Origin of the sequence: Rhizobium sp. ERR 1071 (assembly GCF_007828675.1) — a bacterium.
Lineage (GTDB): Bacteria > Pseudomonadota > Alphaproteobacteria > Rhizobiales > Rhizobiaceae > Rhizobium > Rhizobium dioscoreae.
The window spans coordinates 356,724-373,091 of sequence record NZ_VITM01000002.1 but is presented as its reverse complement, the minus strand read 5'-3'; the positions used below and the strand labels follow the sequence as shown (position 1 = coordinate 373,091).

General features: G+C 59.5%; 15 protein-coding genes. 6 read left to right on the top strand and 9 right to left on the bottom strand.

The genetic code is table 11. The features are described from left to right. Positions 1 to 173 precede the first annotated feature (173 nt). The 5 genes from FBZ99_RS07085 to FBZ99_RS07065 form a co-directional block, all read right to left on the bottom strand. Positions 174 to 2,600 (bottom strand): GcvT family protein, encoded by a 2,427-nt coding sequence (locus FBZ99_RS07085; protein WP_145632144.1) that lies wholly within the window; start codon positions 2,598 to 2,600, stop codon positions 174 to 176. A gap of 218 nt (positions 2,601 to 2,818) precedes the next feature. Then, the gene (locus FBZ99_RS07080; protein ID WP_113330253.1) at positions 2,819 to 3,373 is read right to left on the bottom strand and encodes a sarcosine oxidase subunit gamma; all 555 of its coding nucleotides are present in this window, start codon (positions 3,371 to 3,373) and stop codon (positions 2,819 to 2,821) included. A gap of 7 nt (positions 3,374 to 3,380) precedes the next feature. Next, complete coding sequence (locus tag FBZ99_RS07075) at positions 3,381 to 6,338, bottom strand: sarcosine oxidase subunit alpha family protein (protein ID WP_145632142.1); 2,958 nt, start codon at positions 6,336 to 6,338, stop codon at positions 3,381 to 3,383. After that, a complete protein-coding gene (locus FBZ99_RS07070; RefSeq protein ID WP_145632140.1) occupies positions 6,335 to 6,613 on the bottom strand; it encodes a sarcosine oxidase subunit delta in 279 nt (92 codons plus the stop codon). The genes FBZ99_RS07075 and FBZ99_RS07070 overlap by 4 nt, the downstream gene beginning before the upstream one ends. Before the next feature lie 13 nt (positions 6,614 to 6,626). Then, complete coding sequence (locus FBZ99_RS07065; RefSeq protein WP_113330426.1) at positions 6,627 to 7,880, bottom strand: sarcosine oxidase subunit beta family protein; 1,254 nt, start codon at positions 7,878 to 7,880, stop codon at positions 6,627 to 6,629. A gap of 326 nt (positions 7,881 to 8,206) precedes the next feature. Here FBZ99_RS07065 and cysQ point away from each other — a divergent pair, with 326 nt between their 5' ends. From cysQ to FBZ99_RS07050, 3 genes are all read left to right on the top strand, one after another. Beyond that, a complete protein-coding gene (cysQ, locus tag FBZ99_RS07060) occupies positions 8,207 to 9,001 on the top strand; it encodes a 3'(2'),5'-bisphosphate nucleotidase CysQ (RefSeq protein WP_145632138.1) in 795 nt (264 codons plus the stop codon). A 301-nt stretch (positions 9,002 to 9,302) separates the two neighbouring features. Further along, positions 9,303 to 9,578: a CtrA inhibitor SciP gene (gene sciP / locus FBZ99_RS07055; RefSeq protein WP_004107124.1), complete on the top strand. Its 276-nt coding sequence runs from the start codon at positions 9,303 to 9,305 to the stop codon at positions 9,576 to 9,578. A gap of 243 nt (positions 9,579 to 9,821) precedes the next feature. Beyond that, a complete protein-coding gene (locus FBZ99_RS07050) occupies positions 9,822 to 10,103 on the top strand; it encodes a GNAT family N-acetyltransferase (protein ID WP_145632136.1) in 282 nt (93 codons plus the stop codon). A 242-nt stretch (positions 10,104 to 10,345) separates the two neighbouring features. Here FBZ99_RS07050 and FBZ99_RS07045 read toward each other — a convergent pair whose 3' ends face one another. After that, complete coding sequence (locus tag FBZ99_RS07045; protein ID WP_075851407.1) at positions 10,346 to 10,702, bottom strand: flagellar export protein FliJ; 357 nt, start codon at positions 10,700 to 10,702, stop codon at positions 10,346 to 10,348. 441 nt (positions 10,703 to 11,143) lie between these two features. On the opposite strand from FBZ99_RS07045, the gene ctrA reads away from it, so the two are divergent. Continuing rightward, positions 11,144 to 11,845, top strand: coding sequence for a response regulator transcription factor CtrA (gene ctrA / locus FBZ99_RS07040; protein WP_069611718.1), 702 nt, complete (start codon positions 11,144 to 11,146; stop codon positions 11,843 to 11,845). Positions 11,846 to 11,981: 136 nt separating this feature from the next. Here the strand turns inward: ctrA and FBZ99_RS07035 are convergent, their stop codons facing one another. Further along, entirely contained in the window at positions 11,982 to 12,344 is a 363-nt protein-coding gene (locus FBZ99_RS07035) for a response regulator (protein WP_112334930.1), read from the bottom strand. A 200-nt stretch (positions 12,345 to 12,544) separates the two neighbouring features. Then, positions 12,545 to 13,201, bottom strand: coding sequence for a histidine phosphotransferase ChpT (gene chpT, locus FBZ99_RS07030; protein ID WP_113351612.1), 657 nt, complete (start codon positions 13,199 to 13,201; stop codon positions 12,545 to 12,547). Between the two features lie 303 nt (positions 13,202 to 13,504). On the opposite strand from chpT, the gene FBZ99_RS07025 reads away from it, so the two are divergent. Further along, positions 13,505 to 14,116, top strand: a complete 612-nt coding sequence (locus tag FBZ99_RS07025) for a DUF1134 domain-containing protein (RefSeq protein WP_113330258.1) — start codon at positions 13,505 to 13,507, stop codon at positions 14,114 to 14,116. A gap of 187 nt (positions 14,117 to 14,303) precedes the next feature. Beyond that, a complete protein-coding gene (locus FBZ99_RS07020; protein WP_145632134.1) occupies positions 14,304 to 15,515 on the top strand; it encodes a hypothetical protein in 1,212 nt (403 codons plus the stop codon). 19 nt (positions 15,516 to 15,534) lie between these two features. Here the strand turns inward: FBZ99_RS07020 and FBZ99_RS07015 are convergent, their stop codons facing one another. Then, the gene (locus FBZ99_RS07015; protein WP_145632800.1) at positions 15,535 to 16,365 is read right to left on the bottom strand and encodes a TrmH family RNA methyltransferase; all 831 of its coding nucleotides are present in this window, start codon (positions 16,363 to 16,365) and stop codon (positions 15,535 to 15,537) included. Between the last annotated feature and the right edge of the window lie 3 nt (positions 16,366 to 16,368).

Below are 16,368 nucleotides of genomic sequence, written 5' to 3'. Positions count from 1 at the left end.
AAATTCTTTTCAAATCGCTGTGCGCTGATGCGAATCCGACCAAAAATGACACGAAAGCGGCAGGCCATGGCTCAAAATTAGCCAAAACCGTGAAGCGGCGCCTGCACTCTGAAGAGCTCTTGTCAGAGGCAGGCCTCGTCAGGCCCGCCACAGTGATCGCCTGAACCGCGACTTTACGCCCGCATCCTGGCACCATCCGCATCGTACAGCGGCTCGGCCTGCAGCCTTGCCGGCAAGAGTTCGCCGAGCAGTTCGATCGACCAGCCTTGCACCTCGTCGGCGATTTCCTTCGGCACGTAACCCACAGCGACGGAAAGACCGGAAGCATGAGCATAGCCGCCTGACGTCACCCAGCCACAGACCGCCCCGTTGTGATAGATCGGCTCATCGCCGATGACATCGGCATCCCTGGCCGAGAGGATGAAGGTCCGCAGGCGCAACGTGCCGCCCTCCGCCTTTTCCTTGGCGGCGGCCGCCTTGCCGATGAAATCGGCCTCCTTGGACAGCGCCACGAATCGGTTGAGGCCGGCCTCGAACGGCCCATAGAGTGGTCGGTATTCACGCGCCCAGCTGCCATAGGATTTGTCGAGGCGCAGCGCATTCAGCGCTCTCAGCCCAAAGAGCCGGATGCCGAACTCGGCACCTTCCTGCATCAGAAGGTCAAAGATATAGCGCTGATGCTCCGGCTTCATCCAGATTTCATAGCCGAGGTCGCCCGTATAGGAAACGCGGCCGACGATCGCAGGCGCCATGCCGATATCCATGCGGCAAATGGACATGAACGGGAAGGCGGCGGTCGAGAGATCCTGATGGGTCAGCTTCTGCAGCAGCTTGCGGGCGTTCGGACCGGCGATCGACAGGCCGAGGAGCGAAAGACCGAGTGCTTCGAGCCGAACCGAGCCGTCCTTCGGCAGCAGTCCTTCAAACCAGCGCATGTGATAGGCTTCGGCAATGCCGGAGCCGATGAGAAGGAAATCCCCCTCGCCCAGCTTCGCCAGCGTGAAATCGCCTATCAGCTTGCCGTCGTGCTTCAGCATCGGTGCCAGCGTCATCCGGCCAATGGCCGGAATGCGGCAGCTCAACAGCCGATCGAGGAAAGCTTCCGCCCCCGGTCCCTTAATCGAATATTTGGCAAAGCCGGAGGTCTCCATTAGGCCGACGCTCTCGCGCACCGCCCTGGCTTCGGCGCCGACGACATCGAAGTCGTTGGAGCGGCGCCAGGAGAATTGGTCGACCTCGCCCTGCGGCGCGAACCACAGGGCTTGCTCGAGACCATAATAAGCGCCGAATACGCCGCCGGCCTGCTTCAGCTTGTCGTAGATCGGCGTTGTCAGCAGCGGACGTGCTGCCGGCAGCTCCTCGTTGGGATAGCGGATCGAGAAGCGGCGAGCATAGTTCTCGCGTACCTTGGCATTCGTATAGGCGAGCGTCGCGTAGTCGCCATAGCGCGAAACGTCCATGGCGAAGACGTCGAAGCCCGGATCGCCGTAAATCATCCAGTTGGCGAGTGCGAGCCCCACACCGCCGCCCTGGCTGAAGCCGGCCATGACGGCGCAGGCGGACCAATAGTTCCTCAAGCCGCGCACGGGGCCGACGAGCGGATTGCCATCAGGCGAAAAGGTGAAGGGGCCGTTGATGATCTTCTTGATGCCGGCATTGTTGAAGGCCGGGAAATGGCGGAAGCCGACTTCCAGTTCCGGCGTGATCCGCTCGATATCCTCGGCCAGCAGCTCGTGACCGAAATCCCAGGGCGTCGTCACCGGCGACCATGGACGGCAGGCCTTTTCATAGGTGCCCATCAGCATGCCCTGCCGCTCCTGGCGCAGATAGATCTCGCCATCGAAGTCGACGCAGTGCATCAGCTCCTTGCCCGTCGTCTTGTTGAAGTCGATGACCTCGGGCATGTCCTCGGTGATCAGATACATATGCTCCATCGCGAGCACCGGCAGCTCCAGCCCGACCATACGGCCGACTTCGCGCGCCCAGAGACCGGCGGCGTTGACGACATGCTCGGCGATGATCTCGCCCTGGTTGGTGATGACACGCCAGGAACCATCCTCGCGCTGTACCAGCTCTTCCACCTTGGTATGCAGGTAGATTTCCGCACCGTTCTTCTTGGCCGAGCGAGCATAGGCATGCGTGGTGCCATAGGGGTCGAGATGGCCTTCGACGGGGTCGTAAAGCGCGCCGACAAACTGATCAGGATCGAGAAGCGGCATCATTTCATGCGCTTCCTTTGGCGTCAGCAGCGTCGCTTCCAGGCCATTGTAGCGCCCCTTGGCGAGAATGGATTTCAGCCAGTCGAAGCGCTGCGGGGTGGCCGCCAGCATCAGGCCGGAGGTGAGGTGCAGGCCGATGTCCTGGCCGGAATATTCCTCGATCTCCTTATAGAGCTCGACCGTATATTTCTGCAGCTTAGCAACGTTCGGATCGCCATTGATCGTATGCATGCCGCCGGCCGCATGCCAGGTCGAGCCGGATGTCAGCTCGGAGCGCTCCAGCAGAACGACATCGGTCCAGCCGAATTTCGTCAGGTGATAGAGCACCGAACATCCGACGACACCGCCACCGATGACGACGACCTTGGCATGGCTTTTCATTGGGAATCCCCTGTTTTCGGCACGAAGCCGCCGGGTGTCTTCCCGCGCGACCGACCGTATTTGAGAGGAAACCTAGAGACTATCCGACAGGCCAAATAGCCCGAACTGCGAAACCAATATGTCTGTTTGCGCCATCGCAATTGTTCGGATCGCGCCATCGGCTATCGACGGCAAAGGCCGGTCGGCAAGGCGCTCGACCTCCGCCGCCACGAGGCTTTTCAGTCGGCGAAACCGGCCGTGAGCGCGAACTCCCGCCCCATCTCCATAATCTCTTCGAAGACACTGCCGGCATAGGAGCGCGGCACGATGATTTCGAAATGATCCGGACCGGTGCGGGCAACATTGGCGCTGACGTGACAGCACAGCATGTTGGCCGACTGCCCCTCGGCAAAAACCTGCGGATGCAAGTCGACCGCCACGCATTTGGCAAGGATACGGCGAACGCTGGGACCAGAAATGCGAAGCATGACGCGACCGTCACTCTGCTCGAAGAAAGAGGCCCGGGCGGGATCGAGCGTGAAGAGATCCCGCGCGACGCTATCGGCGCTGAGCGTCTCCGATACCACGAACCATTCCCTCGGTCCGACATCGCGAACCGATACATCCTTCAATGCCTTCAGGCTGGCCAGAATACCGTCTTGATCGCCGGCCCTGGCGAGCACAGAGAAGATGGCCGGATGACGCACGACGGCGAGATGATTCGGATTGGCGGCAGCTTCGAAGCCGGAAATATGATCTTCCAGCACATGCCTGTTCTGAAACGCGACGCTCATCAATCCATCACCCCAAAAGCTTCTTGTTGTCGGGATCGACGAAGACCGGGCTGCAAACCTCTGCTGCCACTTCCTCACCCCGCAATCCGTCCCAGACGACCACGCGCTCGCCGATGCGTTCCCGGCCCGACTTCAGGAAAGCGAGCGCGATGGAATGGCCGAGCGTCGGCGAGAAGCACGCTGAGGAAACATGCCCCTGATCGTTCACCGTCGAAGGTCTCGCGCCTTCCTTCAAAATATGCGCGCCGGCGTGAATTTCCTTGGCCGTATCGATCGGCTTCAGGCCCACAAGCTGGCCGCGGTCGGCAGCAGTCAGGCCGAAGCGGGTAGATAGCCGCTTGCCAATGAAATCCGGCTTCTGCGTCGACATCATGCGACCAAGCCCGACATCGTCAGGCGTGGTGCGGCCATCGAGTTCGTTATGGGTGACATGTCCCTTCTCGATACGCAGCACGTTGAGCGCTTCGACGCCATAGGGGCAGACGCCATGCGCCTTGCCGGCCTCCATGATGGCATCAGCCACCGCCTCGCCATAGCCGGCCGGCACCGCGAGTTCATAGGCGAGCTCGCCCGAGAAAGAGATGCGGAACAGGCGTGCCCTGAGCCCACCCTTCAGCATGATTTCGGCTGCAGCAAGGAAGGGGAAGAACGCGTCGGAGATATCGTCTTCCACGATCTGCTCCAGCACCAGCCGCGCCTTCGGGCCGGCAATCGCCATCTGCGCCCATTGATCGGACGAGGACACGAAGCGAACGTCGAGTTGCGGCCAAAGCGTCTGCGCGCAAAATTCCATATGCGTCATCACTTCGCCGGCCATCGCCGTCGTGGTCGTCATGAAGAAATGGTCAGGCGTCAGCCGGCTCGTCGTGCCGTCATCGAAAACCATGCCGTCTTCGCGCAGCATCAAGCCATAGCGCGCCTTGCCGATCGGTAGTTTCAGGAAGGCGTTGGAATAGAGACGATTGAGGAACTCAGCCGCATCCTTGCCGAAAATCTCGATCTTGCCGAGAGTCGACACGTCGCAGATCCCAACATTGTTGCGGACGTTGAGGACTTCGCGGTCCACACTGTCGCGCCAGCCCTTCTCGCCCGGTCGGGCAAACCAAGACGAACGATACCAGAGGCCGGCCTCGACGAAGCTCGCGCCATTCTTCTTCGCCCATCCATGCAGCGGCGATTCCCGAACCGGCTGCGCATGCTTGTCGCGTGCGGTTCCCGCCAGCGCACCGAAGGACACTGGCGTGTAGAAGGGCCTGAATGTCGTGGTGCCGACGGCGGCCGGGCTGATGCCGCGCATGCCGGCGATGATGCCGGCGGCGTTGACATTGCCAAGCTTGCCCTGGTCCGTCGCCATGCCGCTTGTCGTATAGCGCTTGGCATGCTCCACATGGCCGAAGCCTTCGCGCAGCGCGAGGCCAAGATCCTTGGTATGGACGTCGTTCTGGAAGTCGACGAATGCCTTGTCTTTCGCGCCCGGCACATGCCAGATCGCCGCGAAGGATGGATCGTACTCGCCATCAACTTCAAGCAAATCTTCCGCATGAGCCGTGCGGCCCAGGCTTTCGATGACCCCTCGCGCCTTCTGCGCGCCATCGGCGAGGCAGCCGGAAACGCTCTCGATACCCGCAGCCGAACCGGCAATCTCCAGCTCGCCAGAGACGATCGGTGCGATGAAGGCCTGCTTCTCGTCGGACCAGACCGGCTTGGCACCCCGCTGGCAGGCAAGATGGATGATCGGTGACCAGCCACCCGACATGGCCAGCGCATCGCAGGCGATCAGCTCATCCAGCCCGCCGCGGTCTGCAATGACGCCACTGATGCGATATTTGCCTTTGGTCGCGTGGACGCTTGCCGCATGAACCACGCGCACGCCTTGCGGAGCAACATCGGCCGACGCGGCTCGCGTGTCGAGGATTGCCGAAATCTCCACGCCTGCAGCGGCGAGATCGGCGGCAGTTCGGTATCCGGAGCCGCCATTGGTGAAGACGGTAACCTTCTGCCCGGCAACGACGCCATAGCGATTGAGATAGCTGCGCATGGCACTGGCCATCATCACGCCCGGGCGATCATTGCCGCCGAACACCAGCGGTCGCTCTTCGGCGCCCGAGGCAAGGATGGCGCGCTTGGCGGCGATGCGCCAGAGCCGCTCCACCGGCAGGTCGGCCAATGGCATCGCCACATGCTTCTGCACCTTCTCGACGGCACCGAAAACATTGCCATCATACCAACCGAATACGGTGGTACGCGGCATCAAAGTGACGTTCTCGAAGCTCTGCAATTCCTCAAGCGTTGCCTGCACGAAAACATCAGCGGAAGCGCCGCCGATCGTCAGCTTTTCCGACAATAGCGAGCCGCCAAGTCTAAAGCCTTCGTCGGCCAATACGACACGCAAGCCCGCGCGGGCGGCGGTCAGAGCCGCCATTAGCCCCGCCGGACCGGAGCCGATCACGAGCAGGTCGCAATGCGCCCAGGCCTTTTCGTACCGGTCCGGATCGGCCTGCATGACCGCCTTGCCGAGGCCGGCAGCGCGCCGGATCAGCGGCTCATAGACCTTTTCCCAGAAGGCAGCCGGCCACATGAAAGTCTTGTAGTAAAAGCCAGCCCCGAGGAAGGGGGAGAATACCCCATTAATCGAGCCAAAATCATACTTCAGCGACGGCCAGCGGTTCTGGCTCACCGCACTCATGCCCTGATAGAGCTCGGCGACGGTAGCACGCGTATTCGGCTCGGTGCGGCCATCCTTGCCGATGGTGACGAGCGCGTTGGGCTCCGCCGAACCGGCCGTCAGGATGCCGCGCGGCCGATGATATTTGAAGCTGCGGCCAACCAGTATCTGGTCATTGGCAAGCAGGGCGGCGGCGAGTGTGTCGCCTTCCAGACCCTTCATTTCCTTGCCGTCGAACTGGAAGGACAGTGGGCGGCTGCGATTGACGAGACCGCCGCTCGACAGACGATAAGAGGTCATCGCGTCGCCTCCTTTGCCTTGTCCTCGGCATCGGTAACGGAAAAGACCTCGTGCGTGACATTGCTGCGCTCGACGACCAGCCAGCGGCGGCATCCGGCGCTATGATGCCAATATTCCTCAATCCGGCCGCGCTCGTTGTCTCGGATGAAGACGTAGCGGTTCCAGTCCTCATCCGGCGCGGTCGGCGCCGGCCGGACAACGGAGGCTGAGCCGCGAATGGAGAATTCTTCCTTGGGTCGCACGCCGCAATGCGGGCAGTTGATCAAGCTTGCCATTGGTATTGTGCCCTCAATGCAGGTTCGGCTGCGGACCCTTGCCGCCTTCGTCGATCGCAAAGCCGCGCTCGAAACGGTCAAGCCTCAGAAGGCGGCTGACATCGTGGCTCTCGCCCCTGGCGATCAGATGCGCGAAGCAGAAGCCGGAGGCGGGCGTCGCTTTGAAGCCACCATAGTTCCAGCCGCAGTTCAGATAGAGATTTTCGATGGGCGTGCGATCGATGATCGGCGAGCCGTCCATGCTCATATCCATGACGCCGCCCCAGGTGCGCAGCACGCGCACCCGCGACAGGCCGGGGATAAGCGCCACCCCCTCCTCCATCGTATGCTCGACGGTGGCGAGATTGCCGCGCTGCGCATAGGAGCTGTAGTAATCGATATCGGCGCCGAAGACCAAGCCGCCCTTGTCGGATTGGGATATATAGAAGTGTCCCGCGCCATAGGTGATGACATTGTCGATAACAGGCTTCAGCCCTTCGGAAACGAAAGCCTGCAGCACATGCGTTTCGATCGGCAGCTCCAGGTCAGCCATATTGCCGAGAATCGACGTATGACCTGCGGCCGCAAGCGCCAGCTTGTTGCAGCCGATGAAGCCGCGGTTGGTTTCGACCCCCGTCACAGCACCGCCCTCGTCGCGGCGAATGCCGATCACCTCGCATTGCTGGATGAGATCGACCCCGCGGCTGTCGGCGCCGCGCGCATAGCCCCAGGCAACCGCATCGTGCCGCGCCGTGCCACCGCGGCGCTGCAAAAGGCCGCCGAGGATCGGAAAGCGGGCATGATCGAAATTCAGATAGGGCATCATCCGGCGGACCTGCTCGCGATTGAGCAGTTCCGCATCGACGCCGTGCATGCGCATGGCATTGCCGCGCCGGGCATAGGCATCGCGCTGGCCATCGGAATGGAACAGATTGACGATGCCGCGCTGGGACACCATGGCGTTATAATTGAAATCCTGCTCAAGCCCTTCCCACAGCTTCATCGAGAATTCGTAGAAGGGTTCGTTGCCGGGCAGCAAATAATTGGAACGGATGATCGTCGTGTTGCGGCCGACATTGCCGGAGCCGATATAGCTCTTTTCCAGCACTGCGACATTGGTAATGCCGAATTCCTTGGCGAGGTAATAGGCAGTTGCCAGGCCATGTCCGCCGCCGCCGACGATGATCACGTCATAATGTGGTTTCGGCTCCGGCGTCCGCCACACCGGCTGCCAATGGCGATTGCCTGAAAACGCCTGTTTTAAAAGCTGATAAGCCGAATAACGCATGCATTCATCCTGATCACTACCCGGCCGCACATTCGCATATGCAATAAAAACGACAAGTCCCGAAAGAGCGAAAAAGCTTCGCAAACAGAACATGATCTTTTCCGAATGCGCAGTGATGGACGGTATCTGCTGCGGAAGGGATACATGGCCGGCCTGCCAAAAGACCTGCCTTCCGGGCCGCTGTTGCTAAACCCTCGCGCAAGCGCTATGGCCAGGAAAGCCGGGCATCGGAAGTCTAAACTTCGCAATCGCAACTTCTTATATATTCTTATATATAATGTCTGGAGAGTTCAGGCGCAGACAGCGCGCGGAAGACGAAGAAGCACATGCTTGCAACATTTGAAAAGGCGGCGCTTGAGGCAGGAAAGGCCATCCTGGAGGTCTATCGTGCCGGCTATTCCGTTGCCTTGAAGCAGGACATGAGCCCCGTCACACTGGCCGACGAGCGGGCCGAACACATCATTCTCAGACACCTCGAGCGCGATTTTCCGTATATCCCGGCCATTGCCGAAGAGCAGGTTTCAGCCGGCAAGATTCCGGATGTGCGTGGCCGCGCCTTCTTTCTCGTGGACCCGCTCGATGGCACCCGAGAGTTCATCGAGCATCGCGATGAATTCACCGTCAACATCGCCTATATCGAAGACGGTATTCCCCTCATCGGCATCGTCTACGCACCGGCGCTCGGCGTCGCCTTTACTGGCGAGCCCGGCAGGGCGCGCAAGCTGATGGTGGACAAGTATTTTGCCATTACTAGCCGCGTCAATATTGCGGTGCGTGAACCGCCGGCCAAGCTGACGGCGCTTGCCAGCCGCTGCAATAGCAATGCGAAAACCGAAGGCTTTCTCACCGACAATGCGGTCTCCGGCTGTACATCGATCGGTTCGTCGCTGAAATTCTGCCTGCTCGCTGAGGGCAAGGCAGATGTCTATCCGCGTTTTGGCCGGACCATGGAATGGGACACGGCAGCCGGCGATGCCGTGTTGCGGGCGGCGGGCGGCAAGACTGTCACGGTCGAGGGTGGCCTTCTGACCTACGGCAAGACCGACCAGTACGCGGACGTCGACTTCGCCAATCCGCACTTCATCTGCTGGGGCGGACAGAAGCACGGCGTCTCGGCGTAAGTTTATTTTTGCAAGTAAAAACAACTTCTGCAGCTTTTCTCGAACGCGCGAGTAGCCGAACGGAGCGGCTAATTTCGGCCCGAAAGCGTAAGTTTTCACTGACAAAAAATCATAGAATGAATGCGATTTTCCCTGAAATAACAGGGGCTTTGGCGCATTTTTCTCAGGCGAAACATATGCAAATCAGCACTTCGCCACATTGATTAAAATTATTAGCAAAGTCTTACCATGTGCTTAGGCAATTTTTAAATGTGGCAAGCTAGAGTGCCACACGTGGTCTTGAGTGTGTGTAGAGAGTCCAATGACCGAAATGATACGTCCCCGAGTGAAGTATGTCATCGGCCCCGATGGCAGCCCGCTGACGATAGCAGACCTTCCGCCGCCGAATACGCGCCGCTGGGTCATTCGTCGTAAAGCTGAGGTTGTCGCCGCCGTGCGTGGTGGTCTGCTCAGCTTGGAAGAAGCCTGCGAACGTTATACGTTGACCGTCGAAGAGTTCCTCTCCTGGCAGTCGTCCATCAATACCCATGGCCTTGCCGGCCTCCGGACGACCCGCATACAGCAGTATCGCCACTGACAGCAGCGACAGCACCACCTTTATTCTATTTTGTGTTCGGGCCTCTTTTCTTGCGAAAGAGGCCCGAATTATTTTATTGAAGGGCGCCCGCGCATTGCTCGCCTCGCCTACGCTAAAGGGCTTGGCCGGTCCGTATTTTTGACATCAACCTAAACGGAGACGATCCGTTAACAATCTCGACGGTTGGCAGACGCCGGAGCACATGCAATCCTCATTGCATCAGATGCGACAAGGGAGAAAATCATGGATATCCGCAACGAAAACAATGCATCCGGCGGCCGTTATGTTGCAACGGTCGAAGGCTACGAGGCGGAGATGACCTTTTCCCGCACGTCTCCCAAGCTGATCATCGTCGATCATACCGGCGTGCCGGATGCCCTGCGTGGCAAGGGAGTCGGCCAGGCGCTGGCGCTTCACGCCGTCGAAGAGGCGCGCTGTGGCGGCTGGAAAATCATCCCGCTCTGTCCCTTCTTGAAGGCTCAGGCGCAACGTCATGATGACTGGCGCGACGTCGTTAATCTCTAAAACGCGGTGCTTTAAGCACGGCAGCACGCGTCGCACGCGCGCATCGCATGACCAAGCGGGACAAAATCCGTCCAATCGGTCGGATTATCTCCGAAAACGCAAAAGCTGCGCATGGCCGGCCCCGTCACGGCCAGTCATGCGCAGCCTTCATGCGCTTCCATCATACTCTTCGCATTCCGAAGATAAGCTCCGTACCGGAACGCAATCATGCTTGATCCGAAGGAGAAGACGGAATTGCGATCTCAGGCGCGTGCCCGCGCCGGACCCGAACCATCACGCTCTTCAAGCGCTGCGGCCTTGGCATATTCGGCCTGCATTTCCTCAAGCGAATTTTCCAGCGCCTCTTCCTGAACCTGCAGCTCCCGGATCGACACCTGCAGATTGTCCGCACGCTGGCGGGCAGCCTTGGCAAAGGTCGGGTAGGCAAAATGGCTCGGATCGGAAATGCCGGACTTCTTCTCCTCGACGACGATCTGGCTTTCCAGTTCCTTCGTCATGCGGTCAAATTCCGCCATCATCATCTGCAGCTGCTGCAACTGACGGCGTTTTTCGTTCACCTGAAACTCTTTCAGGCGAACAAGGCTCTCACGTGACTTCATACGCATTACTCCCGTGATGCGAGACCCCGGCTCTCGATATTCCCGTTCGCCGAACCGCTTTGAGACGGCTTGGTTAAAAAAATTTCCAGCGATCTTAATAAAAGCCTACCGCTGGTAACCTTTCGTTTACGGGCATCGTTAATGATAGGCGCAATGATTTAAGGCTCGGTAAATGTTGTGGTCGGAATTCGACATGTCGGCATTGGTGAGTCAGATGAATCACTTGGCGTTGGTTGTTAATGCAATACTTTAGGAGTCGATTTTACTGATTGTCGTTGGAAAACAGTGCAATGGAAAAATTATTTAATAAATTCGATACGACTTGCCAGAGTGAATCAGAATTTGTTAACCATTGCATGGCAGCTTCCAAATCAAGCAGTGATTTGATCGGTATCGCGTTAAGGGGCTGACGACCTTTCGGCGGCGGTAAAGGGGACAATTATGCGGGTTCTACTCATTGAAGACGATAGCGCGACAGCGCAGAGCATCGAGCTGATGCTCAAATCCGAAAGTTTCAACGTCTATACAACCGATCTCGGTGAAGAAGGCGTCGATCTCGGAAAGCTCTACGACTACGACATCATCCTTCTCGATCTCAACCTTCCCGACATGTCCGGCTACGAAGTGCTGCGCACGCTGCGCCTCTCGAAGGTCAAGACACCGATCCTCATCCTCTCCGGCATGGCCGGCATCGAGGACAAGGTTCGCGGCCTCGGCTTCGGCGCCGACGACTATATGACCAAGCCTTTCCACAAGGATGAGCTGGTCGCCCGCATCCACGCCATCGTCCGCCGTTCCAAGGGCCATGCCCAGTCTGTCATCATGACCGGCGAGCTCATCGTCAACCTCGACGCCAAGACCGTCGAAGTCGGCGGACAGCGCGTGCATCTGACCGGCAAGGAATATCAGATGCTGGAGCTGCTCTCGCTGCGCAAGGGCACGACGCTCACCAAGGAAATGTTCCTCAACCACCTCTATGGCGGCATGGACGAGCCGGAACTGAAGATCATCGACGTCTTCATCTGCAAGCTCCGCAAGAAGCTGGCAAATGCCGCCGGCGGCGCCAACTACATCGAAACGGTCTGGGGCCGCGGCTATGTGTTGCGCGAGCCCGACAGCAGCGATTTCGCCGAAAGCGCCTGAGCCGCCTCCCCGCCTTTACCGCCGACACACAGAAATCCCGTCTTTCGAGGCGGGATTTTTTGTTGGCCTCAATGCAGCGCAAAATAATAGCCGCCTCGAAGGGCGGCTATCCTTGTTTCGATGTATCTCATTGAAATCAGGCGGCGGCGGCACGATTGCCGAAGATGGCCGTCAGGATCTTGCGATCGAATGGCTTCAGCAGAAAATCCGTTGCGCCCGCGCGCTTTCCGGCCATCAGCTTGCGAAGGTCGGCCTCGATAACGCAGTAATAGATCTTCACGTCCTTGCCATCGGGCATGGCGCGGATGCTGGCGATGAGCTCGAGTGCCCCTTCCATGCCGGCATCGACGATCAGATAATCTGGCATTTCGGCCTGGCAGCGCATCAGCGCTTCGCGCGCATCTCCGGCTTCGCTCACGAGAAAATCCAGCTCGGACAGGATTCGTTTGCCGACCTTGCGTACGACATCCGATGTATCCGTTATCATGAACCGCTGCATGTGTGAGCTCCCTGGCATCAGCCGCCATCATCGATGCCGGCTTCAAATTGAAACGATAGGAGCAGCAAGCTAAGGATTCGTTACCGCTACATTATCAATTGAGCGGACAACTCCAAGATTGCACAGAATTTTCGATACACGAAAAGATAAGCCCGCAGCCGATGACCGACTGCGGGCTAAACATCAATGGATCGACCCGCTTACTCCGCGGCTTGGGCAGCCATGGTCGCTACGAAGGTTAATTCCTCCGGAGTCGCATTGTAGGAGAGCTCCATGCCGCTCTCCTCGGCCAGCAGCACCGTGTAATAGGGCTGGATCGAGTGAGCATCGATGGCTTCCTCCAGCGTGCCGGAGCAAATCTCGGCGAACTTCGGTGGTATTCGCATCAGCCGACCCTTGGCGGTGATCGTGAACTTTGCCTCGAATTCGGGATTTTCGAGTGTCACCTCGATATTGCCGCCGCGCGGAATGGCGCCATAGGCAACGAGGAAGAGATTGAGCAGCAGCTTCACGCGGTTCTTGGCGATGATCGCGCGCGGACCGACCCAGCTAACCTCGGTCTTCTTCTCGGCGGCGGCGAAATCCTTGGCGGCCCGCTCCGCCTCGCCGGTGTCGATCGACGCGCCGACCGAACCGGACGCGCCAAAGGCAAGACGCGCGAATTTGAGGCGGACGGAAGCGTTGAGCGCACTGGTGCGGATCAGATCCATCGCGTCGGCGTCGGCACCACCCTCGTCGAGCAGCTCCAGGCCATTGTTGATCGCCCCGACCGGCGAGATCACGTCATGGCAGACGCGGCTGCACAGCAGCGCGGCCAGATCCGGTCCGGTCAGAGTGAGATTGGGATTTTTCGACATTCATTGTCTCCTGAATGCTGACAGGGCAAAGCGAGTAGTTCCACCTTGCCACGGTAAGGTTGCTCGAGGGTTTCGCAGCCAGTGTACCGCGCGCCATAATGACACCATATTTGGTAAACCGATTGTTAAGACCATCGACGCAAAATGCATTCATCACCATCAGACTTTTTCGCACGCGATTCGTCCTGCGAGAGATGGGCGAAATGGTCTGAAAAAATGGGGGCGTGCCATGCATGGCGCATTCAGGCGAATGCGTCGCCTATTCGTCCCTGTTGCACCGACCATGATGAACGGAAGACTTCCATGCGCTATGAATTCCTGAAGAGAATGCCAAGCCCCGGCACCAGAACGCTCGGCCTCGGCCTGATTCTGGCCATTGTCGCATTTGTGAGTTTCGCGTTGCCGGCCCGTCAGGCCGCTGCCGCGCCCACCAATCAATATTCGGCTCAGGAAATCGTCGATGCCGGCCACTCCTTCTTCGGCTCCACCAGCGGCGGCCTTGCCAAGGTGGTCGAGCGCGCCTTCCAGCAGTATGGCCTGCCGAATGGCTACATCCTCGGTCAGGAAGGTTCCGGCGCGTTCCTCGCAGGCCTGACCTACGGCGAAGGCCAGCTCAACACCAAGAATGCCGGCGAGCATCCGCTCTACTGGCAGGGACCATCGCTCGGCTTCGACTACGGCGGCCAGGGCACCCGCGTCATGATGCTGGTCTATGATCTGCCGAGCATCAACAGCGTCTACACCCGCTTCGGCGGCGTCAGCGGCCAGGCATTCGTGGTTGCCGGCTTCGGCATGACTGTCCTGAAGAACAACAACATCGTGCTCGTTCCGATCCGCACCGGCCTTGGCGCACGCCTTGGCATCAACATGGGCTATCTCAAAGTCACGCCGAACCCGACCTGGAATCCTTTCTGAACCAATCCTCTGATACGATCTCCCTAGCAGCGCACGCCTTGGCCCGCTTCAGTTGCGGGCCTTTTCTTTCCGCCAAACCGGCTCCGCGCCGATAAACCATATCCGCGTTAAACGCTTGCCCGCATGGCTAACCCATGATTAATCATTTTATCGATATCGAACATAACTCCAGAATACTGGCTGCGTCGTGATTCAATTTGCTCTCTTGTTCGGATTGGGCTTTCTGACGGCCGCTCTACTGGTCTTTCTCATCGCGCCGGCAATCCATCGTCGCATCGTCTGGTTCACCGAGAAACGCTTGAAGGCGACTATGCCCTTGAGCCCGCAGGAAGTGCGCGCGCAGAAAGACATGGCGCGCGCGCTCTTCGCAGCCGAAAACGCGCGGACCGAACATGCCCTGACGCAGGAGCGTGACAAGACCGTTGCGCTGCAGATTCAGAATGGCAAACTTCAGCAGGAAGCGAGCCGGCTCTCCGCCGCAAGCGGGGAGCTGCAGACGCGCATCGACGATCTGGAGGTGGAGGCAGGCGAACTGCGCTCGCGTCTGCGCCAGGAAGAGAGCTATATCAGCCAGCTGAAATCGAGCATCCACGCCGCCGAGCAGGCCAGCGCCGAGAAAGAGGCGGATATTGACAGCCTGCGCAAACGGATGACGAAAATGGGTGCCGATGCCGACAATCTCAGGATCGATCTGGCAGCCCGCGAAACCGAGATCGAGAGTCTGAAGCTGCGCATCAACACATTACGCGACGAGCGCGATACGCTGCGCCAGGAGCTGAATGCGGCAAGCCTGCGCGCCGCGGATGCCGAGCAATCGCTACGCCAGGAAAGCGACAAGAACAAGCGGCTTGAGGAACGCCTCAACCGCGAGATTGCCGGCAGCGCCGACAAGGAAACCGCGATTGAACGCCACGCCCAGGATGTCGTTCGCCTGAGGGAGCGGCTGGAGGCTGCCATCAAGGAATCGAAGGAAGCCGGCAAGGCGCTGCGCGCCGCTGGCCTCACACCGCCGAAGAGGGCCACAAGAACGCCGAAACTCGCTGCCGCATCGATAATTGCGGGCAGCGCCAGTGAGCAAGGAACCATAAGCGAGCCGCCGCAGATGGCGGAACCGGAACGAAAAGTGGAAGATGAAATCGCCCAGATGACGGAAGAGGTTCGCAATCGGGCAGCGGCCCTATCGGACCGCCTGCTGAAGGCCCGCACGCCAGCGCATGACGATGCCATGCGCGAGGAGATTGCCAAGATCGCCGCCAGCATGGTGGCGCTGACGGCACTCAAGGAAGGCGACGGCTCGCCGATCTTCGATCTCCTGCCGAAAGATCAGGAGCCCGCCGAACCCGGCGCGCGCATCAGCCTCGCCGACCGCGTCGCCGCCATACTGCCGAAGCATCCGTAAGCTCCAGGGAGCAACCCGCTCAGATGCGCCCGTTCTTCGCGGCCATCTCGAAAAGGGCGATGCCGCTCGCCGTCGCGACATTGAGGCTATCCAATCCCGGCGCCTGCGGAATCCGCACGCTGCCGAAGGCGGAAAGAATGCTTTGGGGCAGGCCGTCCCCTTCCGTGCCGACCACGAGCGCCATGCGCTCCGAAACCGGGACATCGCGAATATCGACCGCACCTCGCGGCGACAGACTCCAGATCGCAAAGCCATGCTCGGCAAGCCCCGCAAGCAGCTGAACGCCGCTTGATTGCCGGCGATAGGGCACGGTCAGGATCGATCCGACCGAAACCCGCAGCGCCTTGCGATAAAGCGGATCGCAACAGCTTTCGTCGAGCAGCACCGCAGCCGCGCCGAAGGCCGCAGCATTGCGGAACATCGAACCCATATTGTCATGATTGGAAATGCCGCAGCCGACGAGCACCAGCGACTGCTTTGGGAGGCGGTCGAATAGGCCGCTCGTCCCGTCTTCAGCTGTTCTTCGCCCCAGCGCCAGAACACCGCGATGGAGATGGAAGCCGACAATGCCATCGAGCACCTCGGCTTCGGCGACGTAGATCGGAACATCCGATGGGAAGGTGTCGATGATGTCGCTCAACCCGGCCACGCGGTTTTTGAGCAGCAGCACTTTCTCAGCGAGGAAATCCCCGGCTGCCGCATGCGCAGCGGCGAGAAGCCGCAGCACGACGGTCCCTTCCGCTATGAACCGGTTCTCCCGACCTGTCAGATCGCGTTCGCGGATATTGCGGAATTCGGCGATGCGCGGATCGTCGGGATGCGTTATCTCGATGAGCCGCGCGCTCGTCATCGT